General features: G+C 62.6%; 23 protein-coding genes and 2 pseudogenes. 10 read left to right on the top strand and 15 right to left on the bottom strand.

Annotated elements, in window-relative coordinates; all coding sequences use genetic code 11:
• Nucleotides 1-12: 12 nt before the first annotated feature.
• Nucleotides 13-450 (bottom strand): MarR family transcriptional regulator, encoded by a 438-nt coding sequence (locus ACVWZT_RS15880; protein WP_457470220.1) that lies wholly within the window; start codon nt 448-450, stop codon nt 13-15.
• Nucleotides 451-600: 150 nt separating this feature from the next.
• Nucleotides 601-2748 carry a DNA helicase RecQ gene (gene recQ / locus ACVWZT_RS15875; protein ID WP_296232413.1) on the bottom strand — a complete coding sequence of 716 codons (2148 nt, stop codon included), beginning with the start codon at nt 2746-2748 and terminating at the stop codon, nt 601-603.
• A 246-nt stretch (nt 2749-2994) separates the two neighbouring features.
• On the opposite strand from recQ, the gene ACVWZT_RS15870 reads away from it, so the two are divergent.
• The 3 genes from ACVWZT_RS15870 (at nt 2995) to ACVWZT_RS15860 (ending at nt 5624) form a co-directional block, all read left to right on the top strand.
• The gene (locus ACVWZT_RS15870; RefSeq protein WP_296232412.1) at nt 2995-3582 is read left to right on the top strand and encodes a YecA/YgfB family protein; all 588 of its coding nucleotides are present in this window, start codon (nt 2995-2997) and stop codon (nt 3580-3582) included.
• Nucleotides 3583-3589: 7 nt separating this feature from the next.
• Nucleotides 3590-3955, top strand: a complete 366-nt coding sequence (locus ACVWZT_RS15865; RefSeq protein ID WP_296232409.1) for a YbaN family protein — start codon at nt 3590-3592, stop codon at nt 3953-3955.
• 310 nt (nt 3956-4265) lie between these two features.
• Complete coding sequence (locus ACVWZT_RS15860; protein ID WP_296232408.1) at nt 4266-5624, top strand: TolC family outer membrane protein; 1359 nt, start codon at nt 4266-4268, stop codon at nt 5622-5624.
• 41 nt (nt 5625-5665) lie between these two features.
• Here ACVWZT_RS15860 and ACVWZT_RS15855 read toward each other — a convergent pair whose 3' ends face one another.
• The 3 genes from ACVWZT_RS15855 to ACVWZT_RS15845 form a co-directional block, all read right to left on the bottom strand.
• Nucleotides 5666-6265 (bottom strand): tRNA-uridine aminocarboxypropyltransferase, encoded by a 600-nt coding sequence (locus tag ACVWZT_RS15855; RefSeq protein ID WP_296232407.1) that lies wholly within the window; start codon nt 6263-6265, stop codon nt 5666-5668.
• A gap of 64 nt (nt 6266-6329) precedes the next feature.
• Entirely contained in the window at nt 6330-7895 is a 1566-nt protein-coding gene (locus ACVWZT_RS15850) for a methyl-accepting chemotaxis protein (protein ID WP_296232404.1), read from the bottom strand.
• A 138-nt stretch (nt 7896-8033) separates the two neighbouring features.
• Entirely contained in the window at nt 8034-8927 is an 894-nt protein-coding gene (locus ACVWZT_RS15845; RefSeq protein WP_186676283.1) for a LysR family transcriptional regulator, read from the bottom strand.
• Between the two features lie 217 nt (nt 8928-9144).
• Here ACVWZT_RS15845 and speB point away from each other — a divergent pair, with 217 nt between their 5' ends.
• On the top strand, nt 9145-10095 hold the full coding sequence (gene speB / locus ACVWZT_RS15840) for an agmatinase (RefSeq protein ID WP_289131004.1): 951 nt from the start codon (nt 9145-9147) through the stop codon (nt 10093-10095).
• A gap of 168 nt (nt 10096-10263) precedes the next feature.
• Nucleotides 10264-11643, top strand: coding sequence for a sodium:solute symporter (locus ACVWZT_RS15835; RefSeq protein ID WP_457470217.1), 1380 nt, complete (start codon nt 10264-10266; stop codon nt 11641-11643).
• Nucleotides 11644-11747: 104 nt separating this feature from the next.
• Here ACVWZT_RS15835 and ACVWZT_RS15830 read toward each other — a convergent pair whose 3' ends face one another.
• Nucleotides 11748-11876, bottom strand: a complete 129-nt coding sequence (locus ACVWZT_RS15830) for a PA1414 family protein (RefSeq protein WP_296232402.1) — start codon at nt 11874-11876, stop codon at nt 11748-11750.
• A 124-nt stretch (nt 11877-12000) separates the two neighbouring features.
• Nucleotides 12001-12894, bottom strand: coding sequence for a putrescine utilization regulator PtrR (gene ptrR / locus ACVWZT_RS15825; RefSeq protein ID WP_457470215.1), 894 nt, complete (start codon nt 12892-12894; stop codon nt 12001-12003).
• A gap of 105 nt (nt 12895-12999) precedes the next feature.
• Between ptrR and ACVWZT_RS15820 the strand changes: the two genes are divergently transcribed.
• The gene (locus ACVWZT_RS15820; RefSeq protein ID WP_457470213.1) at nt 13000-14169 is read left to right on the top strand and encodes an MFS transporter; all 1170 of its coding nucleotides are present in this window, start codon (nt 13000-13002) and stop codon (nt 14167-14169) included.
• Nucleotides 14170-14192: 23 nt separating this feature from the next.
• Here the strand turns inward: ACVWZT_RS15820 and ACVWZT_RS15815 are convergent, their stop codons facing one another.
• From ACVWZT_RS15815 to ACVWZT_RS15805, 3 genes and pseudogenes are all read right to left on the bottom strand, one after another.
• Entirely contained in the window at nt 14193-15119 is a 927-nt protein-coding gene (locus ACVWZT_RS15815; RefSeq protein WP_457470211.1) for a DMT family transporter, read from the bottom strand.
• Nucleotides 15120-15225: 106 nt separating this feature from the next.
• Complete coding sequence (locus ACVWZT_RS15810) at nt 15226-15621, bottom strand: transcriptional regulator (RefSeq protein ID WP_457470210.1); 396 nt, start codon at nt 15619-15621, stop codon at nt 15226-15228.
• Between the two features lie 77 nt (nt 15622-15698).
• Nucleotides 15699-15815, bottom strand: a pseudogene (locus ACVWZT_RS15805) (BrnA antitoxin family protein); the annotation flags it as partial.
• Between the two features lie 220 nt (nt 15816-16035).
• Here ACVWZT_RS15805 and ACVWZT_RS15800 point away from each other — a divergent pair.
• Nucleotides 16036-16308, top strand: coding sequence for a hypothetical protein (locus ACVWZT_RS15800; RefSeq protein WP_296232393.1), 273 nt, complete (start codon nt 16036-16038; stop codon nt 16306-16308).
• 169 nt (nt 16309-16477) lie between these two features.
• On the opposite strand, the gene ACVWZT_RS15795 is transcribed toward ACVWZT_RS15800, so the two are convergent.
• Nucleotides 16478-17800 (bottom strand): DEAD/DEAH box helicase, encoded by a 1323-nt coding sequence (locus ACVWZT_RS15795; protein WP_296232392.1) that lies wholly within the window; start codon nt 17798-17800, stop codon nt 16478-16480.
• A gap of 141 nt (nt 17801-17941) precedes the next feature.
• Between ACVWZT_RS15795 and ACVWZT_RS15790 the strand changes: the two genes are divergently transcribed.
• On the top strand, nt 17942-19243 hold the full coding sequence (locus tag ACVWZT_RS15790; protein ID WP_457470208.1) for a mechanosensitive ion channel family protein: 1302 nt from the start codon (nt 17942-17944) through the stop codon (nt 19241-19243).
• A 44-nt stretch (nt 19244-19287) separates the two neighbouring features.
• Here the strand turns inward: ACVWZT_RS15790 and ACVWZT_RS15785 are convergent, their stop codons facing one another.
• Both ACVWZT_RS15785 and ACVWZT_RS15780 read right to left on the bottom strand, forming a co-directional pair.
• A complete protein-coding gene (locus ACVWZT_RS15785) occupies nt 19288-19584 on the bottom strand; it encodes a DUF3077 domain-containing protein (protein ID WP_457470207.1) in 297 nt (98 codons plus the stop codon).
• 96 nt (nt 19585-19680) lie between these two features.
• Nucleotides 19681-19923 (bottom strand): hypothetical protein, encoded by a 243-nt coding sequence (locus tag ACVWZT_RS15780; protein ID WP_225778766.1) that lies wholly within the window; start codon nt 19921-19923, stop codon nt 19681-19683.
• 814 nt (nt 19924-20737) lie between these two features.
• On the opposite strand from ACVWZT_RS15780, the gene ACVWZT_RS15775 reads away from it, so the two are divergent.
• Nucleotides 20738-22306, top strand: coding sequence for a TIGR04141 family sporadically distributed protein (locus ACVWZT_RS15775; protein WP_457470205.1), 1569 nt, complete (start codon nt 20738-20740; stop codon nt 22304-22306).
• Nucleotides 22307-22450: 144 nt separating this feature from the next.
• Nucleotides 22451-22573, top strand: a pseudogene (locus ACVWZT_RS15770) (mechanosensitive ion channel protein MscS); the annotation flags it as partial.
• Nucleotides 22574-22617: 44 nt separating this feature from the next.
• Here the strand turns inward: ACVWZT_RS15770 and ACVWZT_RS15765 are convergent.
• Nucleotides 22618-23994 (bottom strand): purine-cytosine permease family protein, encoded by a 1377-nt coding sequence (locus ACVWZT_RS15765; RefSeq protein ID WP_457470204.1) that lies wholly within the window; start codon nt 23992-23994, stop codon nt 22618-22620.
• A gap of 78 nt (nt 23995-24072) precedes the next feature.
• Complete coding sequence (locus ACVWZT_RS15760) at nt 24073-24948, bottom strand: carboxylate/amino acid/amine transporter (RefSeq protein ID WP_457470202.1); 876 nt, start codon at nt 24946-24948, stop codon at nt 24073-24075.
• Nucleotides 24949-25198: the final 250 nt, after the last annotated feature.

Here is a 25198-nt window from a genome sequence, read left to right as displayed (position 1 = left end):
CCCCAAGGTCCCTCAGGATTTCTCCAGGTTGGCCAGGATCCTGGCATGCACCCGCATGCACACCTGCAGGTCGGCATCGTCCACCCCGGTGAACAGTTCCACCCGTAGCTGGTTGGCAATGGTCTCGATCTGGTCGATCAGCGGCTTGGCCGGAGGGCAGAGCACGATCTTCTTCGCCCGCCGGTCTTCCAGTACCGCCTGCCGGCGCACCAGCCCCTGCGCTTCCAGGCTGTCGAGCAGGCGCGCCAGGGTCGGGCCTTCGACCCCCACGCTCTGGGCCAGCTCGCGCTGGGTCGGGGCGTCTTCGAAACGGGCCAGGTGCAGCAACACCAGCCAGCGCGCCTGGGACAGGTTGAGCCCGGCCAGGCGGCGGTCCAGTTCGGCACGCCAGCCGCGGGACATCTGGGCCAGCTGCATGCCGAAGCGGTGTTGGTTGTCGGTCAGGGGCATAGGCAACTCATTGAACAGATCTAATTATTAGGCAGCTAACCATGACCCGCCCCACGAGGCAAGGTGCGGGCTCTGGTGTATGTCCAATTATCGTCAAAAAACATGACCAAGGTCAGCAGATGGCGGCGATGCCGCCGAGCCTGATGCCGGTCACAACTCGAATTCGGCTGCCAGCGCCGCCCGTACGCAATACAGCACGCCTTCTGGCACGCGGCCACCGAACAACGGCGCGATGGCCGATACCGGTGGCAGCTCGCCCTCGCCGTCGAGGAAGGCATCCTGCACTTCCATCAACAGGTCTTCCGGCAGGTCCAGCGCCTGCTCCAGGCTCAGTTCCTGACGGCCCAACGCCTCGGCCAGCAGGCTATAGACGTTCTTCTCGCTGCAATTGAGCTGCCCGGCGATCTGCGCCGGGGTCATGCCGGCACGGGCCAGGCTGACCAGCTCGTGGCGCAGGTCGAGCACCACTTTCGGCGCCTCGGCGCTGCCGCCGCTGTTGTTCAGCACTTCGAGGAAGGCCTGCCCATAACGCTCGAGCTTGCGCGCACCCACGCCGCTGACCTGGGCCATGTCGCTGAGGCTGACCGGCTGGCTGCGCAACATCTCCAGCAAGGTCGAATCGGGGAAGATGACGTAGGGCGGCACGCTGTGTTCCTCGGCCAGCTTGCGCCGCAAGGTGCGCAGCGCCTCCCACAGTTCGCGCTCCTCGGCACGCACCAGCTGGCTGGCCGGGCTGCCAGCGCCGGACGACGCAGCCCTGGCGCTGGTCTGCGGCTTGAAGTCGCGGCGCAGCTGCAAGGTCACTTCGCCACGCAGCAGCGGCCGGCAGCTGTCGGACAGGCGCAGGCCGCCATAGCCTTCCAGGTCGATATCGACCAGGCCACGCGCCACCAACTGACGGAACAGCGAACGCCACTCGGCCTCGGCCAGACCTTTGCCCACGCCAAACACCGAGAGTTTCTCGTGGCCGAAATTGCGTACCTTCTCGGTGTCCTTGCCCAGCAGTACGTCGACCAGGTGGCCAACGCCGTAGCGCTGGCCGGTGCGGAACACCGTCGACAGCGCCTGGCGGGCCGGCTCGGTGGCGTCCCAGGTCTGCACCTGGTCGACACAGTTGTCGCAGTGCCCGCATGGCTGTTCAAGCACCTCGTCGAAATAGGCCAGCAGCGCCTGGCGCCGGCAGCGGGTTTCTTCGCACAGCGCCAGCATGGCGTCGAGCTTGTGCTGCTCGATGCGCTTGTGGCGTTCGTCACCTTCGGAGTTCTGCAGCATCTGCTTGAGCATCACCATGTCCTGCAGGCCGTAGGCCATCCAGGCATCGGACGGCAGGCCGTCACGCCCGGCCCGGCCGGTCTCCTGGTAGTACGCCTCCAGCGACTTGGGCAGGTCGAGGTGGGCAACGAAGCGCACGTTGGGCTTGTCGATGCCCATGCCGAAGGCAATGGTGGCGACCATGATCAGCCCTTCCTCGTTGAGGAACCGGTGCTGGTTGGCCGCGCGCGTCTCGGCAGGCAGGCCAGCGTGATAGGGCAACGCCGGGAAACCCTGGTCGCAGAGGAAGGCGGCGGTTTCGTCGACTTTCTTGCGCGACAGGCAATAGACGATGCCGGCGTTGCCACGGCGCTCGCCGAGGAACGCCATCAGTTGCTTGCGCGGCGCCTCCTTGGGCACGATGCGGTAGAAGATGTTGGGCCGGTCGAAGCTCGACAGGAAGCGCTCGGCACCTTGCAGGTGCAAGCGCTGGACGATTTCTTCGCGGGTGCGCATGTCGGCGGTGGCGGTCAGGGCGATGCGCGGCACATGCGGAAACAGCTCGGCCAGCTGGCCCAGTTGCAGGTACTCGGGGCGGAAGTCATGCCCCCATTGCGACACGCAGTGGGCTTCGTCGATGGCGAACAAGGCGATGTCCAGGTCACGCAGGAAGTCGAGCATGCGCGGCTGCACCAGGCGCTCCGGCGCCAGGTACAGCATCTTCACCTCGCCACGCCGCAGGCGCCCGGCCAGTTCACGCTGCTGCTCGGGCGTCAGCGTGGAGTTCAGTGCGGCGGCCGGCACGCCCAGTTCATCGAGCGTGGCAACCTGATCATCCATCAGCGCGATCAGCGGCGAAACCACCACCGTCAGGCCCGGACGCAACAACCCCGGCACCTGGAAACACAAGGACTTGCCGCCGCCGGTGGGCATCAGCACCAGGGCATCGCCGCCATTGGCCACGCAGTCGATGATCGCTGCCTGGCGCCCGCGGAAACTGTCGTAGCCGAAGACGTCCTTGAGAACGCGCTGAGCCTGTTCGAGCATGTGCAACTCCACAAATCGCCGTACCATCCTGGACACAGGCTGGACGAAAAACCCGCCCCGCACACGCCAAATGCGTAAGCGGTTTTTTGCCAGGCCGCCGGCAAAACCGGCGCCTGGGTGAAAAATCGCGGAGTATACCGCAGCACCGCCCTGCGCAGGGCACCCGGTGATAGACGTTGCCTTTCCCCCACCGCCGTCGCAAGGTGCTAGAATTCGTTATCGTTTATTCCCCAAGGTAGCCATGTAATGTCCTTCGCCGAGCAACTGACCCGCCTGCAAGCCTTCCTCGATGCCGACGAGCTGCACGAAGAAGCGCTGGACTATGTCGCCGCCCACGGCTACCTCACCGCCCTCTCGATCAACGCCGAGGAAGTGCCGGAGCGCGAGTGGATCGACGCCCTGTTCGCCGAAGAGCCGCATTACGCCAGCGACGCCCAGCGCACCGAAATCGAAGCCACCCTGGTTGCGCTCAAGGCACATATCGCCCGCCAGCTGGCCAGCGACGACGAGTTCGAATTGCCATGCGAGCTCGACCTGACCGACGAGCCGGACGATTCCGACCTGCGCGGCTGGTGCATCGGCTTCATGGAAGGCGTGTTCCTGCGTGAAGAGGCCTGGTTCGAAAACGCCGAAGAAGAGGTCAGCGAGATGCTGCTGCCGATCATGGTCGGTTCGGGCCTGTTCGACGAGCAGCCGGAGTTCGCCGACATCGCCAGCAATGCCAACCTGCAGGACGACATGATCGTACAGATCCCCGAAGCGCTGACCGCGCTGTTCCTGCTGCTGCACGCTCCTGACGAGAAACCGGCGCTGCTCAAGCCTCGCCACCACTGAGTCGCCTGTGCGCTACGTGCTGCTGGCCACTGGCTGGCTCAGCGTTGCGCTGGGGGTGCTGGGGATTTTCCTGCCGGTCTTGCCCACCACCCCGTTCCTGCTGCTGGCTGCGGCCTGCTTTGCCCGCAGCTCGCCGCGCTTTCACCACTGGCTGGTCCACCACCCCAAACTCGGGCCGTGGATTCGCGACTACCTCAGTGGTGAAGGCATCCCCCTCAAGGGCAAGCTCTACGCTATCGGCCTGATGTGGGCCAGCATCGGCCTGTCGTGCTACCTGGTGCCCCTGTTCTGGGCGCGCATTTTCATGCTGGCCAGCGCCGTACTGGTGAGTCTGTATATCCTCAGTCAGAAAACCCTGCACAAGCCCAAGTGACATTTTTTTGTCGCCAAATATCAATTTGGCCTAGCTGTAGGTGTGCTTATCCATATTCGTTCTGGAACCCGCACAAACCCTTCTATCCATTGGCTTTCGCGGTCTGTTGACCGTCGATTTACTTTGAAGGCAGGTCTTGGTTTTAGACCTTTCAGCGCTTATATGGCAATTTGATATGAAGAAATCTTCTTATCCATCGCGTTGAATGTACTTAGCTGTGTCGTTAAAAACCTGCAACACTATATGCGATAACCTTTTCGTCATTTTTTTGGCGACTGCAGGATAAATTCCAGGATCAGGGAGATGTACCATGCGCGTTTTGAACCCCATCACCAGTGCACTGTTGTTGGCCCTGGCGAGTGCCAACGTACAGGCGATGTCTATCACCGAAGCGGTCCAAAGCGCCGTGGACTACCATCCGCAAGTCAGCTCCAACCGCAACAGCAAGCTGTCGGCCGATGAAGACGTGAAATTTGCGCGTGGTGGCTACTACCCTTCCGTGGACCTGGTCGCTGGCTATGGCCGCCAGCGTTCGGACAACACCAGCACGCGTGCCGAGGGCAACCACAACAAGGAAACCCTCAACTACACCCAGTCCGAGCTGCGCCTGCGGCAGATGATCTTCGACGGCTTCAACACCTCGAACGAAGTGGGCCGCACCGAGGCGGTCTCGACCTCCCGCGCCTACTACACCCAGGCCATTGCCCAGGATGTTGCCCTGCGTGCGGTCGAGGTGTACCTGGAGGTGCTCAAGCGCCGTGAACTGGTAACGCTCGCCAAGAACAACCTGCAAGCCCACCTGCGGGTCAACGACCAGATCGGCCTGCGCAACGAGCGCGGGGTCGGCAGCACCGCCGACCTGGACCAGTCCCGCGCACGTCGCGCCCTGGCGGAAAACAACCTGGACACCGCTGAAGTCGACCTTGCCGACGCCGAGGCCAACTTCTTCAGCGTGGTCGGCCGCATGCCGGACGAGCTGGAGGCCCCGCAGTCGATCAAGGTGGCAATGCCCGCCAACCTTGAAGAAGCGCGCGAGGGCATGCGCCAGAACAACCCGTACATCAAGTCGGCCCAGGCTGATGTCAACGCCGCCGAGAAGCAGTACGAAGTGGCCAAGTCGACGTTCTACCCACGCTTCGACGCCATCCTGGCCACCGGTGCCAACAACAACACCGGCGGCGAGAAAGGCCACAACAACAACGACTGGCAGGCCGGTGTGGAGATGAACTACAACCTGTTCCGCGGCGGCAGCGACAAGGCTCGCCTGCAGTCTGACGCACACAAGATCAACCAGGCCCTGGACATCCGCAACAACGCCCTGCGCGAGCTGACCGAGAACCTGAGCCTGGCGTGGAACGCCATGAACAATGCCAGCAAGCAGCTGCCGACCGCGCGTGAATACGCCGAAACGACCAAGCGCGTGCGTGCCGCCTACCAGGACCAGTTCGGCCTGGGCCAGCGTACCCTGCTGGACGTGCTCGACAGTGAAAACGAGCTGTACAACGCCGACCGCCGCTACACCGAGGTGCGCTATACCGAGGAATTCTCGCGTTACCGCGTGCTGGCGACCATGGGTGAGCTGCTGAGCAAGCAGCGCATTTCGCTGCCGCCGGAGGCGCTGGCCGCTACTGAAGTGAGCACCGAGGCGCGTTTGCCTGAGATGCGTTGACCGGTTTTGCGATTGCCGGCGCCGCTCTGCGGCCCCGGCCGTCACTCGGTGCCGTGGTTACGCTGGAATGTCTCGACACCCATGGCCCTGATCTGCCCCTCGATCAATGCCTCGAACGGTGCCAGCAGCGCATCGAAGCTGGCTGGCTGTTCCAGTGCATTCAATGCCCCCACCACCGCCTCGATCGTCGACAACGCCCCTGCCTCCGGCGCCTTGCGCAACCGATAGCGCGACGGCGCAACAGCCCCCAGCGTCACCCTCGGCAACGCCTCCAGCAGCGGGTTCAGGTACAGCATCTTGCGCGCCTTGCGCCAGGTACCGTCAGGCACGATCAGCAGCAAGGGCTCGTCGTGTGCCTGCTCGTAAGGCGCCAGCACCCGGGCCTGATCGCCCGGGAACAACAGGGCCGGCCGATAGCCGGGCGTTGCCAGCAATGCGGCCAGGCCCTCGAACACCTCGCCGACCCGCAACTCGGCATTGGTCAGGCCCAGGGCAGCCAGGCGGGCGGTGTTGAGCGCGTGGGTGGTTTCACTGGGGTGCTGCAGCAGGATGACGCGGGTGCGGCTGTCGAGTGCCGGGATCAGTGGGCAGAGGCAATGGTCGAGCGGGCGCTGGCAGCGCTCGCAGCGTGGTCTGGGCATGGGGTTCTCCTTGGCCGGAGCAGTTTGCCACAAACCCGGGGCCGGCAAAGCGGCCCCGGCCAGCTCAGCGGTTGAAGCGCTCCGCCAGGCTGTGCAGGTATTCGGCCATGCGCTCCAGGTCCTGGCTGATTTCCGCGCCCTGCCTGGCCTGCCCGGCACTCTCGTCGCACAGGTGGGCGATCCTCACGATCTGCTGGTTGATATCCTCGGCCACATGGCTCTGCTGCTCCGACGCGGTCGCCATCTGCTGGCTCATGCCGGTGATTCGGCTGACCGCCTGGGCAATCCCGCTCAGCGCCGCTTGCACCGCCTCGACACTGTGCACGCTGTCGCGGGAAATCTGTTCGCCACGGCTGGCAGTGCTCACCGCCCGCTCGGCCCCGGCGCGCAACGAGGCGATGATCTGGTGGATCTCCTCGGTCGAGGCTCGGGTGCGCTGGGCCAGCGAACGCACTTCATCCGCCACCACGGCAAAGCCGCGCCCCTGCTCGCCGGCGCGGGCAGCCTCGATGGCCGCGTTCAGCGCCAGCAGGTTGGTCTGCTCGGCAATCGAAGTGATCACATCGACCACGCTGCCGATCGACTGGGTCTGCTCGGCCAGGGCATTGACCGCCTGGCCGATGTCATTCACCGCATCGCTCATGCTGCCCATGGCCTTCAGGCTCTGCAACGCCAGCTGACTGCCCTGCTGCGCCAGCTGGTCGGCATCGCCGGCGGCGTGGGCCGTGCTCTGCACGTTGTGGGTGACTTGCTGGATGGTGGCGGCCATCTGCGCGATGGCGGTAGCGGACTGATCGGTCTCGTTGCGCTGGCGGTCGAGCATCTGCGCCTGGGCATCGGACAGGCCAGCCGACTGCGCTGCCCGCGATTTCACCCCGACCCCGGCATCGACCAGGCGGGTCAGGGCTGTTTGCAGGCGCGCCTCTTCACTGATGATGGCCAGGTCAAGCTGGCCCTGCAGGCCTGGGTTGTCGCTGTAGGTCAGTGCCACCAGCGGGCTGGTGAAGGCCTTGGGGTGTTCGGCCAAGGTGCGGCGAATGGCCTGGTTCTGGCGCAGCTCGACCAGGTACCAGGCCAGCAGCAGGCTGGCCATCAGTACACCCAACGCCGCATAGGGCGGCAGCCACAGGTAGCCTGCCGCCGACAGCAAGCCGGCCCCGATCAATGGCCAGCCGTGGCCCAGGCCATGCCCCAGGCGGGCCACCCACGGCACCGGCGCACGGCCGGCGCGCAAGCGTGCATACAACGCTTCGGCGCGGCGAATCTGCTCGCGCGTGGGCACCGAGCGCACCGACTCGTAGCCACTGATGCGGCCCTGTTCGTAAATGGCCGTGACATAGGCGCTGACCCAGTAGAAATCGCCGTTCTTGGCCCGGTTCTTGACCACGCCCATCCACGGCTTGCCCTGCTTGATGGTGTCCCACATATGGCCGAACACGGCCGGCGGCATGTCCGGGTGCCGCACCAGGTTATGCGGTTGGCCGACCAGCTCGTCGTAGGTGAAACCGCTGATTGCCACGAAGGCATCGTTACAGTAGGTGATGCGGCTGTTGAGGTCGGTGGTGGATATCAGGCGTTGATCGCTGGAGAAGGTTCTTTCGTGCTCGGTGACGGGCAAGTTCATGCGCATCTTGGGCGATCCTTGCAGGATAATTTAGGGGAAAAATCATCAGCGCAAGTTGATATGTAGCAGAGCGCTATCAGTTTGGCGGCCCGCATTTGCCGGAATTTAAGGCGTCCCGACGGAATGTTGTGCACGCCTTGTTCATCAGCCGACGTTGAGCTGGCTTTTCAACAGGTCGCGGAAGGTCTGGATCAGCGGTTCACGGCTGCGCCCGCGGCGGATGATCAAGGAAAACGGCGCCTGATAGCCGAAGGTGGCAGGCGACAGCACGCGCAGGTCGCCCTTGTCGACCCAGGCCTGCGCATAGTGCTCGGGCAGGTAGCCGATGTAGGCCCCGGAAAGAATCAGGATCAGCTGCGCTTCCATGCTTTCCACTGTCGCCGCACTGTGCTTGAAGCCGTGCCGGGCCAGCTCGGCCTGGCTCCAGTAGCCGCGCCCGACCATGCGTTGCTGGGTCACCACCTGCTCGGGGATACGCCGCTCGCCATACAGCGGGTGGCGGCTACTGCAATACAACCAGTGCTGTTCCCGGTACAGGGGCTGATACAGCAGCCCGCTCATGCGCGAAGAAAACGCCCCGATGGCCAGGTCCAGGCGATTGTCCTGCACGCCCAGTTGCAGTTCGTAAGGGCTGGACACCGACAGGTGCAGGTGCACCGCCGGATGTTCCTGGCTATAGGCGCCGATGGCCTCGGCCAGCGGCAAGGCGCGGTCACCGACCGTGGAGTCGATCACGCCGAGGTTGAGGGTGCCGCGCAACTCGCCCTTGAGGGCAGCGGCGTACTGTTCGAAACCGTCCAGCTCGGCCAACAGGCGCAGGGTTTCCTGATGGAACAGCTCGCCCTTGCTGGTCAGGCTGAAGCCGCCACGGCCACGGTGGCACAGCACGATGCCCAGGGCACCTTCGAGCTGGCTCATGTAGGTACTGATGGCCGAGGTCGACAGGTTCAGCTCGCGCTGGGCGTTGGCAAAACCCTGGTGGCGCACCACGCTGACGAAGATGCGCAGCAGTTTCAGGTCGGGCAAGGTCGAGGCCATGGTGCAACGGTTCCACAACGGTATTTGCGCGCAGTCTAACCGCTGCGCACGCGTTCAGTTCAGAAATTCCTGAACTAAGTATTTGCCGGCAGCGATTTTTCCCCGGCAGCGCCTTCAGCAGACTTGGCCGAAATGTCCCTGCCCGCCGTCAACCAACAGGCGTGCGGCGGCACAGGTTCGAACAAACAGAACAATCGACCGACTGATGAGGCCCACCGTGGACAAGATTCTCCACCAACCACTGGGCGGCAACGAAATGCCGCGTTTCGGCGGCATCGCCACCATGCTTCGCCTTCCCCACCTGCAAAGTGCCCAAGGCCTGGACGCTGCGTTCATCGGCGTGCCCCTGGACATCGGCACCTCGCTGCGCTCCGGCACCCGCTTCGGGCCACGGCAGATCCGCGCCGAATCGGTCATGATCCGCCCGTACAACATGGCCACCGGGGCTGCCCCGTTCGACTCGCTGTCGGTGGCCGACATCGGTGACGTGGCGATCAACACCTTCAACCTGCTGGACGCCGTGCGCATCATCGAAGAAGCCTATGACGAGATTCTCGAACACAACATCATCCCGCTGACCCTGGGCGGCGACCACACCATCACCCTGCCGATCCTGCGCGCGCTGCACAAGAAACACGGCAAGATCGGCCTGGTGCACATCGATGCCCACGCCGACGTCAACGACCACATGTTCGGCGAGAAGATCGCCCACGGCACCACCTTCCGCCGCGCCGTGGAAGAAGGCCTGCTCGACTGCGAGCGTGTGGTGCAGATCGGCCTGCGCGCCCAGGGTTACACCGCCGATGACTTCAACTGGAGCCGCCGCCAGGGCTTCCGCGTGGTCCAGGCCGAAGAATGCTGGCACCAGTCGCTGGTACCGCTGATGGCCGAAGTGCGGGAAAAGGTCGGCGGCGGCCCGGTGTACCTGTCCTTCGACATCGATGGCATCGACCCGGCCTGGGCGCCGGGCACCGGCACCCCGGAAATCGGCGGCTTGACCACCATCCAGGCGATGGAGATCATTCGCGGCTGCCACGGCCTGGACCTGATCGGCTGTGACCTGGTCGAAGTCTCCCCGCCTTACGACACCACCGGCAACACCTCGCTGCTCGGTGCCAACCTGCTGTTCGAGATGCTCTGCGTGCTGCCAGGCGTAGTGCGCCGCTGACCGGATACACGGCGCCTTTGCTGGAGCGGCCGCAGTACTTGCTACACCCCGGCAGGAGCCATGAGGGAGGGCCACTGAGGCCCGCCAACACACGACTGGACCGCCGGGCGCCGTGAACCCGCCCGGGTGGTCGATCTCGCCATAATAAAGATAATCGGGAGACCCCCAATGGCCTTGGACATCATTGTTGTAATGATCTACACCGCCGGCATGCTCGGCCTTGGCTGGTATGGCATGCGCCGCGCGAAAACCCACGAAGACTACCTGGTCGCCGGGCGCAACCTCGGCCCGGTACTGTACATGGGCACCATGGCCACCACCGTGCTCGGTGGCGCTTCCACCGTTGGCACCGTACGCCTGGGCTATGTGCACGGCATCTCAGGCTTCTGGCTGTGTGCCGCCCTGGGCCTGGGCATCATCGCGCTCAACCTGTTCCTGGCCAAACCCCTGCTGCGCCTGCGTATCTTCACCGTGACCCAGGTACTGGAACAGCGCTACAACCCCACCGCACGCCAGGCCAGTGCGGTGATCATGCTGGCCTACGCGTTGATGATCGGGGTGACCTCCACCCTGGCCATGGCCACCGTATTGCAAGTGTTGCTTGACCTGCCGTTCTGGGCTTCGCTGCTGCTCGGCGGCGGGGTGGTGGTGCTGTACTCCACCATCGGCGGCATGTGGTCGCTGACCCTCACCGACATCGTGCAGTTCGTGATCAAGACTGTCGGCCTGATGTTCATCCTGCTGCCCGTGTGCCTGTACAAGGCCGGGGGCTGGGACACCCTGGTGGCCAAGCTGCCGGCGGCCAGCTTCCAGCTGACCACCATTGGCTGGGACACTATCATCACCTACTTCCTGATCTACTTCTTCGGCATCCTCATCGGCCAGGACATCTGGCAGCGGGTATTCACTGCCCGTGACGAGAAGGTCTGCCAGCGTGCCGGCACCACTGCGGGTGTGTACTGCGTGCTGTACGGCCTGGCCTGCGCCACCATCGGCATGGCCGCGCATGTGCTGATGCCCGACCTGGCCAACCCGAACAACGCCTTTGCCGAAATGATCAAGACCACCCTGCCCGATGGCATCCGTGGCTTGCTGATGGCGGCAGCGCTGGCTGCCATGATGTCCACCGCCAGCGCCGGCCTGCTGGCCGCGTCGACCACCCTGACCGAAGACCTGCTGCCCAAGCTGCGTGGCGGCAAGCAATCGAGCCTGGCCGTCAGCCGCCTGTTCACCCTGCTCACCGGCCTGGTGGTGCTGGGCATCGCCCTGGTGGTCAACGATGTGATCAGCGCGCTGACCCTGGCCTACAACCTGCTGGTCGGCGGCATGCTGATCCCGCTGATCGGGGCGATCTACTGGAAGCGCGCCACCACCGCCGGCGCTATCGCCAGCATGTCGCTGGGCTTTGCCACCGCGTTGCTGTTCATGTTCCTGGACGGCCTGGAGGCCAATACACCGATCTACTACAGCCTGGTGGTTGGCCTGGTGAGCTTCGTGCTGGTAAGCCTGATGTCGCGCAAACCGGCGGCGGCGGTGAAGCTGGCCTGATTGATCGACCGCCTGCACCGGCCCATCGTCGGTACAGGCGGCAACAATGGACCAGATACAAGGAGGCCGCTGCACCCGCACAGGTGCAGCGGCCTTTGTCTGTATCAGCGACGACGCGGTTGGCGCTTGCGCTGCTCTTCATCAGTCGGAATCGGTACCGGCTGCAAGGGTGGTGGGATCAGCCCCAAGGCGACAGCCAGGTCATGGAGCCAGTTGTACAGTGGTTTATTCATAATGCCCCCTTGACGGGTCCGCCTCACGGCAATTCAGTCTTACGATGTTTCATACAGATCATAGTCCCATGTTCTGTATAACGCATGCCTCTGTACCTACAGATACGGGCCATTTTGACGCGGATCAAGCCGTAACGGCGCGTTCCGACGACTGGTTAATCGTTTCGCTTTGTTGCAGGTCAATCCACGCCTGCAAATTTGCCCCGCGCATGCCCTGGCGCCACATCAACCAGGTGACCGCCTGATCGAACGGCGCCTGCAACCGGTGTACTCGTACCCGGTCACGCCCGGGCAGGCTATCGAGCATCGACTGGGCCATCATTGCCACCCCCGCACCCGCGATCACGCAGGCCAGCATGCTTTGGTACGACTCGATCTCCATCACCCGGCCCATCGGCGTATGGGCATGGGCATACCAGGCCTCCAGGCGCATGCGGTACGAGCAGCCCTGGCGGAAGGTGAACACCGCCTTGCCCGCCACGTCCCGGGCCGTGTGCACTGGCGGGTGCTCGGGGCTGGTGATCAGCACCAGTTGTTCGTCGCACAACGGCACCCCATCCAGCCCGGCCAGGCTTGGAGGGCCATCCACCAGTGCGGCGTCCAGGCTGTGGCTGAGCAGGCCCTCCAGCAGCTCGCCACTGGGCGCCGCCCGCACCTGCAGGTTCACCGCTGGATAGGCCTGATGATAACGCGCCAGTAACCCCGGCAAATGCGTTGCCGCCGTGCTGTACATGGTTCCCAGCACAAAATCCCCGGCTGGCTGGCCGCCGCGCACGGCGGCCTGGGCCTCGTCGCGCAAGGCTGACAGGCGCTGGGCGTAGTCCAGCAGCACCTTGCCCGCAGGCGACAGCTGCAGGCGCTGGCGTTCCCGCAGGAACAGTTCGACGCCCAGGTGTTCTTCAAGCTGGCGCAAGCGTGTCGACAGATTGGACGGAACACGGTGCAGCCGCTCTGCGGCACGGGTGAGCGAGCCCTCCTCGGCCACGGCCTGGAAGATACGCAGCTGACTGAACTCCACGACATTCTCCAAAACAGAACAACTTGATCATCATTATTCAATTTTATTGAAAAGAAAACCGCCCTAACCTGCCGGTCATCGTTTACACCGTGCAGGAGACCTGTGATGTCACCACTCATTCAACTGCTGGCCAGCGCCGTCGCGCTGATGATGGCCATGGGCATTGGCCGTTTCGCCCTGACTCCGCAGCTGCCGCAGCTGATCGCCGAGGGTCAGCTCGACCTGACGGCGGCCGGGCTGGTGGCGGCAGCCAATTACCTTGGCTACTTCCTCGGCGCGCTCGATGCGATGTTCGCCCGCTCGCCTGGCCAGGTGCGCCTGCGCCTGCAGGGCGGGCTGTGGCTGTGCGTGGTACTGACCCTGGCGTCGTGGGCTGCCGACGGCTTCTGGGGGCACCTGCTGCTGCGCTTCGGTACGGGCGTGGCCAGTGCCTGGGTGCTGGTGATGATCACCAGCCTCAGCCAGCAACTGGCCAATGCCCATAACCGCCGGCGCCTGGGTGCGCTGGTATTCGCCGGGCCCGGCCTGGGTATCGCGCTGACCGGCTTGCTGGCACTGCTGGCACATCGGCTGGGGCTGGGCTCGGCAGCGCTGTGGCTGATCTATGCCGTGGCGGCGCTGCTGATGCTGCTGGCGATCAGGCCCTGGCTACCCCAGGCCCTGCAGGCAGCGCCAGCACCGTCTGTGCAGCAGGGCCTGCAACGGCATGTCGGTATCGGCCGCCTGGGGCTGGTGTATGCCCTGTACGGCGTGGGTTACATCCTGCCGGCCACCTTCCTGTCGCAGATGGCCAGTCAGCAGTTTCTCGGGCAGTGGCTGGCCGACCTGTTCTGGCCGGCGTTCGGCATGGCGGCGGCACTGGGTGTACTGCTGGTGAGCCTGCGCCGCGGCGGGCGTACTTCTACCTGGCTGAGCGCCACTCTGTGGTTGCAAGGGTTGGGTGTGCTGGCCTGCCTGATCGGTGGGGGTGTCGGGCTGGCCTTGGGCGTGGTGCTATGTGGCGCGCCATCCCTGGCTTGCATGCAGCTGGTGATGCAACGTTCGCGGGAGCTGGCGCCACACGCTACGCAGCGCAATGCCGGGTTGCTGACAGCGTGCTTTGCCCTGGGGCAGTTGAGCGGGCCGCTGCTGGCGGCGCTGAGCAGCCATTACAGCGGCGGGCTGCAACCCGCGCTGATGCTGTCGGCGGGTGGGTTGGCGGTGGCCGGTGGGCTGGTGTGGTTGGCTGGCAATGCACAGCAAGGCAGTCCCTGTCAGGGCAAGCTTACATCCTGAATCAAGGCGGCTCAGGCCACACATCAGCCCACAAGCCGCCGCAATTGCTGCTTCACCCAAGGCTCGGCACTCACCAGGATCACCCCCAGCAGCACCATCAACGCCCCGATCACGAAGTTCATGCTCAACGGCTCATCCAGCAGCACCACGCCAAAGGTCACCCCGAACAGCGGGGTGATGAACGAGAACACCGCCAGGTTCGACGCCAGGTATTTGCGCAGCAACCAGAACCACGTCAGGTAACTGATGAACGACACCACGATACCCTGGAACAGCACACTGCCCACAGCCAGCGGCGTCAACACCACCGCACCGATCTGCCCGCTGAGCAGGGCAATCAGCAGCAGCCCGGCAAAGCCCACGGCCAACTGGTAGAACAGGGTCAGGGTTGCCGGCGCTTCCGACAACCGCGAGCAGCGCACCACCACGGTGGTCGCCCCCCAGGCCAGGCCGGCAATCACGCCGAAGGCATCCCCCAGCAGGGTACGACCATCCATCTGCTCGAACGACATGCCACCGGCGAATGCCATGCCGATGCCACCGAAGGCCAGCAGAATCCCCAGCCATTGCAACAGCCGCAGGCGCTCGCTGGGCAACCTGAAGTGCAGGCCCAGCGCGGTAAACACCGGCGCGGTATAGAGAAACACCGACATATGCGCCGCCGAGGTCAGCTTCAAGCCCTCGGCGATGAACAGAAACTCAAGGCCGAACAAGCCACCCGCCAGCACCCCGGCACGCCAGGTGCTGCCCAGTTGGCTCCAGCCACCGCGCCAGCACAGCATCAGCCCCACCAGCACGGCGGCAATGCCGTTGCGCAGGGCTGCCTGCATCACCGGCGCGATGTCGACCGCGGCGGTCTTGATCAGCACCTGCTGGCAACCCCAGATCAGGCACAACCCCAGCATTACCTGGAAGGCAAAGGCGTCAGGGTGCTTGCGGACCGCGCTCATAGGCAGGCCTTCGGGGTAATCATGGGCATGGGCAAGGGCTCGGCAGCGTTCGGAAGCTACCGATTATCGGGTTTACTGGGCTGCCCTTGCCAGCCTCAAAACGACCTCAGGCAATCTGCGCCTTCGCCGACACCTGCTCGAAGGTGTTTTCGTCCAGCGCATCCTCCTGCTCGTCCAGCACCTGGCGCGGGTGCTCGAAGCCGGGGATGCTGCTGTCGATCAGGCTCATCAGGCGCGAACCGCGTTCGGTCAGCACGAAGTTCTCGCCGTTGCCGCCATCCTCTTCAGGACGGCTTTCGATGTAGCCACGTTCGAACAGCAGCTTTTCGTATTCGCAGGCACGGGTCTTAAGGTGGTCCAGGTCGCCCACCGGCTCACCCTTGGCGGCCAGGGCCGCAGCGTGCTGCTCGGCATAAGGGCGTGGCGTGAAGCTGTGACCGGCGCCGTTCTGCACCTCGTGCAGCAAGCGTTCGATCAGGTCCCAGTCGTAGGCGATGCTCATGGCTACGGGCTCCTGCTGTGGACGGAAGGGGTACACAGGGTGGGACCCGTCGCGACTGCCGAGCGTTCCGAAAGATCTCAGCGTTGGCGCTGCTGCGCCTGCATGTACAGGCGCAACAACTGATTGATCCGGGTCTGGTAGCCGCTACCCTGCCCCTTGAATCAGGCGAGGACATCGGAATCCAGGCGAATGGACATACGATGCCTCCTGACTCAAGCCGAGGCTAGGGGGCAAACGATCGCTCTTCAATAGCTTCAGAACTCTTTGGGAAAAGGACTACGGCTTGAAGCGGAACCAACGTGACCGACCAGACCAAGGCTCAATTAACCCTGGTATGGCCATCGGTCGAAGCCGCTGAACTAACGGCCAGGCACACACCTCCACCGGGCATCACCACCGCCGGAGGTATAAAGGATGAAACCGCTGCTGCCCATTGCCTGCGCCACGGCCCTGTTCTGCGCCCTGCCCGTCTGGGCCTGCACACCGGAGGAAGCGACGCAGAAACGTGAAGAGCTGGCCGGGTTGGTTACCCAGCTGACCGAGCAGAACCCGCAGAAGGCCAAGGAGATCAATGACGAGTTGCAAGGGATGGAGCTGGGAACGGCGAGCAAGGACTTGCCCGACAAGTGTCAGCTGATCGACAAGCGGATCAAGGAACTGAAAGCGGCAGAAAAGAAGGCTGACTGACCGCTTGCAGCCTGCGTGCGCCTTGTAGGAGCGGCCTTGCGCCGCGAAAGGGCCGCAAAGCGGCCCCGGATGGATGCGTCAGTGTGGAAAATCTCGGGGCTGCTTCGCAGCCCTTTCGCGGCACAAGGCCGCTCCTACAAAGAACGCATCAGCCTGTGAGGGGCGCCGATTACTCCGCCGCCGCCTTGCGCTTCTTCAACGGCGCCAGGCCATCGGCGCTGGTCAGTGGTGCATTGGCCTTCGGCTTGGCGGTTGGCTTGCGCTTGGCTGCGGCTTTCTTGTCACCCGATTTCTTCTCGACCTTTTTCTTCTTGCTGCCGGCGGCCTTGCCCGAGGCCTTGACCTTCTTCGGCCCGCTGTAGGTGCCCTTCACTTCCTTGATCACCCGGCGCTCGAACTGCTGCTTGAGGTAGCGCTCGATGCTCGACATCAGGTTCCAGTCGTTGTGGGTAATCAGCGAGATCGCCAGGCCTTCGCCACCGGCACGGCCGGTACGGCCCACGCGGTGCACGTACTCGTCACCGCTGCGCGGCATGTCGAAGTTGATGACCAGGTCCAGCCCGTCGATATCCAGGCCACGCGCGGCCACGTCGGTGGCCACCAGCACCTTGGAGCTGCCCTGCTTGAAGCGCTCCAGGGCCAGCTTGCGGTCCTTCTGGTCCTTTTCGCCGTGCAGCACGAAGGCCTTGACGTCCTTGGCCACCAGGTGACCGTAGATGCGGTCGGCCAGGGCGCGGGTGTTGGTGAAGATGATCGCCTTGTCGAACGTCTCGTTGGCCAGCAGCCACTGCACGATCTGCTCTTTGTGCTGGTCGTGGTCGGCGGTGATGATCTGCTGGCGGGTGCCTTCGGCCAGCTGCGAGACGCTGTTGAGCATCAGGTGTTCCGGGTCTTTCAGCACCTTGCCGATCATGTCGCGCAGCGCCGCGCCGCCGGTGGTGGCCGAGAACAGCAGGGTTTGCTGGCGGTTCTCGCACTCCTTGCACAGGCGCTCCATGTCTTCGGCGAAGCCCATGTCGAGCATGCGGTCGGCTTCGTCGAGGATCAGCACCTGCACATGGGACAGGTCGAGGTTGCCGGCATTCAGCTGCTCAAGCAGGCGGCCCGGGGTGCCGATCAGCACGTCCGGCACCTTGCGCAGCATGGCGGCCTGTTCCTTGAAGTCTTCACCACCGGTGACCAGGCCGGCCTTGATGTAGGTGAACTGCGCGAACAGTTGCACCTGCTTGAGGGTTTGCTGGGCCAGTTCACGGGTCGGCAGCAGGATCAGCGCGCGGATCTCCACACGGCGCTCGCGCAGGTCGACCAGGCGGTTGAGCAGTGGCAGCACGAAGGCTGCGGTCTTGCCGCTGCCGGTCTGTGCGGTCACGCGCAGGTCACGCCCTTGCAGGGCCAGGGGGATGGCCGCGGCCTGCACCGGGGTTGGCTCGACAAAGTTAAGCTCGGCCACGGCTTTAAGCAGGCGTTCGTGCAGGGCGAATTGGGAGAACACGGAGGTAACCTCAGGCAAGTGCGGAAATTCAGTTGCATAGGGTAACGTTTTCTGCCGCCTTAGCCGAATTTCTTTTGGCAACTTCACCGCCATCCGCGCTCTAATGGCGCTTCGTTTGGCAACAAGACTGTACGCAAGCCCATGGATATCCAACGAATCTGGCGTGACTCCCTCGACCTGTGGGGCACCCTTGACCGACACCCGGTGCTGCACGCGGCCATTGGCCTGGCGGTGCTGCTGCTGATCTCCCTGGTCATCGGCCGTCTGGCGCGCTTCCTGGTGCTGCATGGCGCCCGCCTGCTGGCCCGCCAGCCGGCGCTGAGGTGGCTGGACGACTTGCGCAACAACAAGGTCTTCCACCGCCTGGCGCAGACCACGCCATCGCTGGTGCTGCAATTCGGCCTGAAACTGGTGCCGGAGCTGTCCGATACCGCCCAGCACTTCCTCGGCAATGTCGCCCTGGCCTTCACCCTGCTGTTCATGACCCTGGCGCTGTCGTGCCTGCTGGATGCCCTGCTCGACATCTACGCCCGCACCGAACACGCCCGCACCCGCTCGATCAAGGGCTACGTGCAACTGGCCAAGATGATGCTGTGGATCTTCGCCGCCATCGTCATCGTCGCCACCCTGATCGACCGCTCGCCGCTGTTGCTGCTGTCGGGCCTGGGTGCGATGTCGGCGGTGCTGCTGTTGGTGTACAAGGACACCCTGCTGTCGTTCGTCGCCAGCGTGCAGCTGACCAGCAACGACATGCTGCACGTGGGTGACTGGATCGAAATGCCGCAGGTCGGTGCCGATGGCGATGTGGTCGACATTACCCTGCACACGGTGAAGGTGCAGAACTTCGACAAGACCATCGTCTCCATCCCCACCTGGCGCCTGATGAGCGAGTCGTTCCGCAACTACCGTGGCATGCAGCAGTCCGGTGGCCGGCGCATCAAGCGCAGCCTGTTCATCGATGCCGCCGGGGTGCGCTTCCTCACCCGCGAAGAGGAACAGCGCCTGAGCCAGGTGCACCTGCTGGCCGACTACCTGGCCGCCAAGCGCCAGGAGCTGCAGCGCTGGAACGAGGCCATGGGGCCAGTGGCCGAGCTGTCGGCCAACCGCCGCAGGCTCACCAACCTCGGCACCTTCCGCGCCTTTGCCCTGGCCTACCTGAAGAACCACCCCAACGTGCACCCGAACATGACCTGCATGGTGCGGCAGATGCAGACCACCGCCGAGGGCGTGCCGCTGGAGATCTACTGCTTTACCACCACCACGGTATGGGCGGATTACGAGCGGATCCAGGGGGATATCTTCGATTACCTGTTGGCGGTGTTGCCGGAGTTTGGGCTGAGCTTGTATCAGCAGCCAAGTGGCAATGACATGCGGGTGGGGCTGGCGGGGCGTGCGGTGCCTGAACCGACGCAACGCCGCCTTGAAGAGATGAACGAGGTTTGAGAGTAACGGGGCTGCTTTGCAGCCCCTTCCGTTTTAACTGCCGCTCAGAGTGGAGCGGCGGGACTGCGGTTTTCAGCGCTTTTCATCATGCCCAGTTCGGCATCATCGAGCAGGGCCTTGGCCAAGGCGCAGAGGTAGTGCGAGGCCCAGAGTAGCTGGGGTTTGTCTTCCATCAGTCCGTCGATGGACAAGTCGCGGGCATAGCCCATCAGTTCAGAAGCCTGTTCGCGGGCGTTCTGGCAAGGGATGCCGGGCTCGATGCGAAACAGAGGATGGGTCTGGTTTTCGCCTTGGTAGAAGGTGGTTTTGCCCACGGTGACTGGGGTTACTTCAATGGCCATTGGTTCTTCTCCCTGAAATTGCAGATGCCTGGGCTGGCCCTGCCGCCGGCAAGCCGGACTCCCACCAGGCGCAGCCCCAGGCGAATCATGATGTGATTAATGCAACGTCTGCGGGTCTGCTGGCCTTTGGACTTGAGCCAGCGCTGATTCGAGCAACCTACGGAGGGCTTCTAGTTCGTGCATCGACGTCATGATCAACACTGAGACGGGTGATTTCGGTTGCATCAATACGGCTTGCTGAGCAACGGCTTCGGCGCATAGCGCGTAATCGGCGGCCATCAGCAGCGTGTCTTCCAGGGAATGGAGGTTGCAGGGTGGGTCGGGGACAATCTTCAGCATGGTGTAACCCTCAATTTGTGATTGGGACTACCGCCATTTGCTGTCAAACAAAGGGTGGCAGCTGTGCACGGGTTGACAGACCGGTCAAATTGAGAAACCCGGCGCACCCGAAGGCGCCCCACGCACAGCCGCCATTGAAGGCAAAGCTGAGGATTGTAATTTGAGTCGGCCTGTCAAAGCCGGTCGTTGGATTGCAACGACTCGCTGAGACTAGTGGTCAACTCGGAGCACTACAATGGGTGGCAGTATCTTTGGGAAATGCCCTACAAGAAAGGGGCAAAATCTGATTTTATAGCCCGTTAGCGGTAACAATATGTAACGCCAATCTGAGCTATGGGATTAACTGCGTTGGCCTGAGTAAATCCCTTGTTACTGCGGTAATTGAATCATCGCATAATTATGACGCCTTCATTGGTCCAAGGGTGCTCAGTGGCGAAGTGGAGGTTGACGACCTAACCCTGCGAGCTGGTAATCGTTGATAGACTGGAATAGCTGCTATGCGGTCAAGCTCTGCCGCTCAACTTCCATATCGGTCTCGCCTGTTTCATGGACTTGGTGATAACGCCTCGTTGCCTCGATGGCTTCCCGCATAACGAGATCGTCGGGCATGAGCATTGACGCAAGATTCCTTTTCATTGCTGCTCCAGCTGCATTTCATAAGAAACCAACAGAGTAGCGCTAACGAGCAGCTCACACTCTCAATTGATGATTGTAACAATGGACTTGTACGTCGCTCAGCATGTCACTGACGTGGCTTGACGGACACAGAGGTAGATGCCAATTTAACATCAAGCCGATGATCAAGGAGTGACACGTGAAGATCACTATCAATGTGTTCTTGCTCAAGGAGGGGCGAACCGTCCAGGACGCGCTTTCCGATGAGGTCAACCTACGACCTATCGCGTTTGCATTGGGCGAAGTTGAATGCCTTTTCTACCACCAGAAGAATCCTTCCCATCCAAAGTGGACGCAGCTTTTTGGCGCAGTCCCAGAGGTGGCCGACCTCGACTTGACCGGTAGATCGCTCAAAGCCCTGCTCGTTCTGGCAATCCACGACAGGGTCTTTTGCTTTACCTTTGGCCATGCCAGGCACCTGATTGATCCGCTCGCTATTGAGCGCTACTTCGGGCTACGTACAGCGCTGAGCTTGACGGATCCTCTGCTGATCAAGTCCGTCGAAAAGTCCAACATTGACCGCACCCGGCTGCGCTCAAAAGCACAGTCATCAAGGCTGTTGTCGATATCCGAATTCGACTTCAAATTCGATTCGGAGATCCTCAAGTCCCTAACCGGGATCGTGGAAAACGATCAGGATGAAGGCGAGTATGTCAGCGGCTCAGACTCATTGGCGCTCCATTCCGATGTAAAGCTAGAAGACTTCCCAGAGATCGCACTTCGCCTGTTGACTGCCTACGAGGATGAGCACTGCAAAGAAAAATATCCTTGGATGGATTTCATCGTCCCAGTTCGCGACGCAGCCCTCAAAAGCCAATTGGATGGGGTGCTGGTGGAAGCGATCAATGCCGAGCGGTTCGACTGCGTCCGCGCAGCGGCACCTGAGCTGCTTGGAAATGATGTCAGCGGCTTCGGCTATGTCAAACACAGTGCCCGAGCGCACAACGGCCCAGCAATCTCATTCGATCTGGATCTTCGTCAAGCTCTGCTCGCTAAGCACCTGTTGGGACGCATAACTCGCCCACTTCTTGATTCCGAGCGCATCTACCTATACGGCGCGGACGAACAACGACTCGCCACTTGGCCTTTGTACATGTGCTTGGAGGCGGAGATTGAGCACGAAGGGAAAATATATTTGCTGAGCGAAGGTGACTGGTACCAGATTGATCGCGACTACACCGAGCAAGTGAACCACTTTTTTGAGGCCGCGACTCCGTGCAACCTGGTGTTTCCTCCCTACCGCACTGACCATGAAGGCGCCTACCTTCGGCGCATTGCTGACAACGTCAATTTCTACCTACTCGACCAGAAACTGGTGAGACTAACTGGCGCAGGCGGCCCGTTCGAGTTCTGTGATTTGCTCACACCGGATAATCACATCATCCACGTCAAGAAGTACTCATCGTCGAGCGTGCTGAGCCACCTATTCTCACAGGCCTATGTGTCTGCTGAGGCGCTGATCAATGCACCGGATGTGGTTACCCAGGTGAACGCACACCTGGCAGAGCTGGGTGATTTCCAATTCATTTTCAACCCGGCCACCCAGCCGCGCAACAAAATCGTGTTCGCCATCATGCAACCCAATGCAGAACTGCACATGCCGTTTTTCTCGAAGGTCAACTTCAGGCAATTTGCCCAACGGCTTACTGCGATGGGTTACCAGGTCGAGGTGTGCCGGATAAGCAATAGAGACGTTGCCGCCGCCTGAAATCAGACATCAGTGAGGATGTCATCTTTGGTCTGCTTGAGAAGGTGTTGCCCGATCAACATCGTAATCCTTGAAGTTGGGGGCGGCAGAAAATCTGCGCACTAAAGGTAGTTAGCTATCTAGGGGCAGTGCTGGCCCTTCTGTTTGGAAAAGTTCGGGCTGAGCTTGTATCAGCAGCCGAGTGGCAATGACATGCGGGCGGGGTTGGCGGGGCGTGCGATGCCAGAGCCGGCGCCGCGCCGGCTTGAAGAAATGAAGGAGGTTTGAGAGTGCCGGGGCTGCTGTGCAGCCCCACCCTTCTCAACGCCGCATCAGGGAAGCACATTCCTTGTTGCCAACAGCGGCTTGTTCTCACGACCATGGACCATGCAATACAACGCCCCAGCCAGGATCAACCCCATCGCCCAGCTAATGTCCGCCCCCAGCCACTCAGCCACAAAGCCCGTGTAGAACGACAGCTTCATGAACGGGATGGTACCGATGATCGCCACCGCATACACCGCCAGGCTCCGCCGATTGAAGCAGCCGTAACGCCCCTTGGCGTCATACAGCGCCCCAACATCATAGTGACCACGGCACACCCAGTAGTAATCCACCAGGTTGATCGCGCTCCATGGGATCAGCAGGTACAACTGGCCAATCAGGATGTCGGCAAAGAACGTATCGAAATTGTACTGGGTGGCGATGGCAATCACCGTTGCCGCTGCGGTCAGGCCTGCCATTACCAAGGCCTTGGCCGTCGCAGTCACGCGGCGGATGGTCTTGAACGCGCCAAAGATCGTGACCGACGACATGTAGGCGCTGTACAGGCACAGGACGTTGTACTGGATCACCCCCAGCGCGATCACTGCCAGCGCCAACGGCGCCCACGGGCCAAACAGGGCGGCGATGGCTGTGGCCGGGTCATGGCCCAGGGCCGAGGGCAGTTCCACGGCCACCAGCGCGCCCAGTGCCATCATGGCGAAGGAGCCCAGCGCACAACCGCAGTAGGTGGCCCAGAACGTGGCGCGTGGGTTGACGTTGGCCGGGAGGTAGCGCGAGTAGTCGGCCACGTAGGGGCCATAGCCCAGCGTCCACGAGGCCGACTGGGCCACGATCAGGTTGAACGCAGTGAACGAAAAGCCGGTACTCACCGCCGTCGTGGTTGCCATGTCGCCAGGGTGCAGCAGGATCAGCACCAGGGCGCCGGCAAACACCAGCGTGGACAACAGGCTCATCCAGGCCCCCAGGCGGTGGATGAGTTCGTAGCCGACAAAGCCGATGACAAAGGTCAGTACCCCGACCACTACGATGGCCTGGTCGTCGCTCATCGGCACCAGGGCCTGCAGGGCATTGCGCATCAGCACGCCGCTGGCGGCGAGGAACAGGACTGCAGCGGTGACCATCACCAACAGCGGAAGCGCCGCGCCGTGGACGCCGAACTGGGCCCGGCTCTGGATCATCTGTGGCACGCCCAGGTGCGGGCCCTGGGCAGAGTGCGCGGCCATGAACACGGTGCCGATCAGGTTGCCGACCAACAGGCCGAGCAAGGTCCAGCCCAGGCTCAGCCCCGAGGCGACGCCCAGGGTGCCGACCATCAGGGCGGTTATCTGGAAGTTGGAGCTGAACCAGATGGTGAACAACCGTTTGGGCTTACCATAACGCTCAGCGTGTGGGACAAATTCGATACTTCGCGTTTCTAGCTTCACGCCGGTCTCCGGTTTTTATTTTTTTGATTATCGGGTGGCCACCGACGGACTTCGGGCCCAGTAACGAACGTGTCATAGCTAGCTGCGCCATGCCTTGCCTGATAACGGCAGGCTACCCAGGCGGCTCATCCACACCGACGCCAGGATCACCGCCCCGCCGAGCAACAGCCGGCCCAATGGCTCGTGCTGGTTCCAGATCAGCAGGTTCAGCAGCAAGCCTACCGGCACATGCAGGTTGTTCATCACCGCCAGCGTCGCGCCGGACACCAGGCAGGCGCCCTTGTTCCACCAGTACAGCCCCAGCGCCGTCGGGCACAGGCCCAGGAACAGCAACACCAGCCATTGCACGTTGGTGCTCGGCAGGTGCTGGGTATTGCCGAACAGCAGGAACGCTGGCAACACCACGATCAGCGCGCCCAGGTAGAAGTAGCCAAAGCGCTTGTAGTGCGGCAGGTCGCTGGGGTGGCGTGCGACCAGGTGGCGATAGAGTACCTGGCCGGCAGCGTAGGTGAAGTTGGCCAGTTGCAGCAGCAGGAAACCGATGAAGAACTCGCCGCTGATGGTGTCGAAGCGGATCACCGCAGCGCCGGCCACCGCCACCAGCGCTGCCACCAGGGCCCAGGGGTTGAAGCGGCGGTTCATGGCATCTTCGATCAGGGTCACGTGCAATGGCGTGAGGATGGTGAACAGCAGCACCTCCGGAACGGTAAGCACGCGGAAGCTGAGGTACAGGCAGACGTAGGTGATGCCGTACTGCAGCGCGCCGATCAGCAGCATCGAGCGCATGAAGCGCGGTTCGACCTGGCGCCAGCGGGTCAGTGGCAGGAACACCAGGCCAGCCAGCACCACGCGCGCGAGCACGGCGAAGTAGCTGTCGACGTGCCCGGCCAGGTACTCGCCGATCAGGCTGAAGGAAAACGCCTGGATCAGCGCGACGATTATCAGGTAGCCCATGGGTGCCTCTCGGGGGATCAAGGGCGCGACCTTAGCGGGTTGCGGCAAATGAGTTCAACCATGAGGAATGTAAGGGCTGTGCCGGCCTCTTCGCGGGTAAACCCGCTCCCACAGTGTAACCACAGGCCTCAAGTGCCGTGATATTCCTGTGGGAGCGGGTCCACCCGCGAATAGGCCGGCACCGGCATCAACAAAATTCCTGGCATAAAAAAACCCGGCCATGCAGGCCGGGCAGGTACACCCAAAGGAG

This window comes from Pseudomonas sp. TE21394, from assembly GCF_054057835.1.
This window is presented reverse-complemented; position numbering and strand designations above follow the sequence as displayed.

Excerpts from the sequence above, each read along its gene's own strand:
- ACVWZT_RS15835 (WP_457470217.1), top strand. The coding sequence starts at position 10,264 with ATGGCCTTGGACATCATTGTTGTAATGATCTACACCGCCGGCATGCTC.
- ACVWZT_RS15790 (WP_457470208.1), top strand. The coding sequence starts at position 17,942 with ATGGATATCCAACGAATCTGGCGTGACTCCCTCGACCTGTGGGGCACC.
- ACVWZT_RS15845 (WP_186676283.1), bottom strand. The coding sequence starts at position 8,927 with ATGGCCTCGACCTTGCCCGACCTGAAACTGCTGCGCATCTTCGTCAGC.
- ACVWZT_RS15870 (WP_296232412.1), top strand. The coding sequence starts at position 2,995 with ATGTCCTTCGCCGAGCAACTGACCCGCCTGCAAGCCTTCCTCGATGCC.
- ACVWZT_RS15860 (WP_296232408.1), top strand. The coding sequence starts at position 4,266 with ATGCGCGTTTTGAACCCCATCACCAGTGCACTGTTGTTGGCCCTGGCG.
- recQ (WP_296232413.1), bottom strand. The coding sequence starts at position 2,748 with ATGCTCGAACAGGCTCAGCGCGTTCTCAAGGACGTCTTCGGCTACGAC.
- ACVWZT_RS15850 (WP_296232404.1), bottom strand. The coding sequence starts at position 7,895 with ATGCGCATGAACTTGCCCGTCACCGAGCACGAAAGAACCTTCTCCAGC.
- ACVWZT_RS15780 (WP_225778766.1), bottom strand. The coding sequence starts at position 19,923 with ATGCTGAAGATTGTCCCCGACCCACCCTGCAACCTCCATTCCCTGGAA.
- ACVWZT_RS15785 (WP_457470207.1), bottom strand. The coding sequence starts at position 19,584 with ATGGCCATTGAAGTAACCCCAGTCACCGTGGGCAAAACCACCTTCTAC.
- ACVWZT_RS15820 (WP_457470213.1), top strand. The coding sequence starts at position 13,000 with ATGTCACCACTCATTCAACTGCTGGCCAGCGCCGTCGCGCTGATGATG.
- ACVWZT_RS15815 (WP_457470211.1), bottom strand. The coding sequence starts at position 15,119 with ATGAGCGCGGTCCGCAAGCACCCTGACGCCTTTGCCTTCCAGGTAATG.
- ACVWZT_RS15880 (WP_457470220.1), bottom strand. The coding sequence starts at position 450 with ATGCCCCTGACCGACAACCAACACCGCTTCGGCATGCAGCTGGCCCAG.
- ACVWZT_RS15810 (WP_457470210.1), bottom strand. The coding sequence starts at position 15,621 with ATGAGCATCGCCTACGACTGGGACCTGATCGAACGCTTGCTGCACGAG.
- ACVWZT_RS15800 (WP_296232393.1), top strand. The coding sequence starts at position 16,036 with ATGAAACCGCTGCTGCCCATTGCCTGCGCCACGGCCCTGTTCTGCGCC.
- ACVWZT_RS15855 (WP_296232407.1), bottom strand. The coding sequence starts at position 6,265 with ATGCCCAGACCACGCTGCGAGCGCTGCCAGCGCCCGCTCGACCATTGC.
- ACVWZT_RS15760 (WP_457470202.1), bottom strand. The coding sequence starts at position 24,948 with ATGGGCTACCTGATAATCGTCGCGCTGATCCAGGCGTTTTCCTTCAGC.
- ACVWZT_RS15830 (WP_296232402.1), bottom strand. The coding sequence starts at position 11,876 with ATGAATAAACCACTGTACAACTGGCTCCATGACCTGGCTGTCGCCTTG.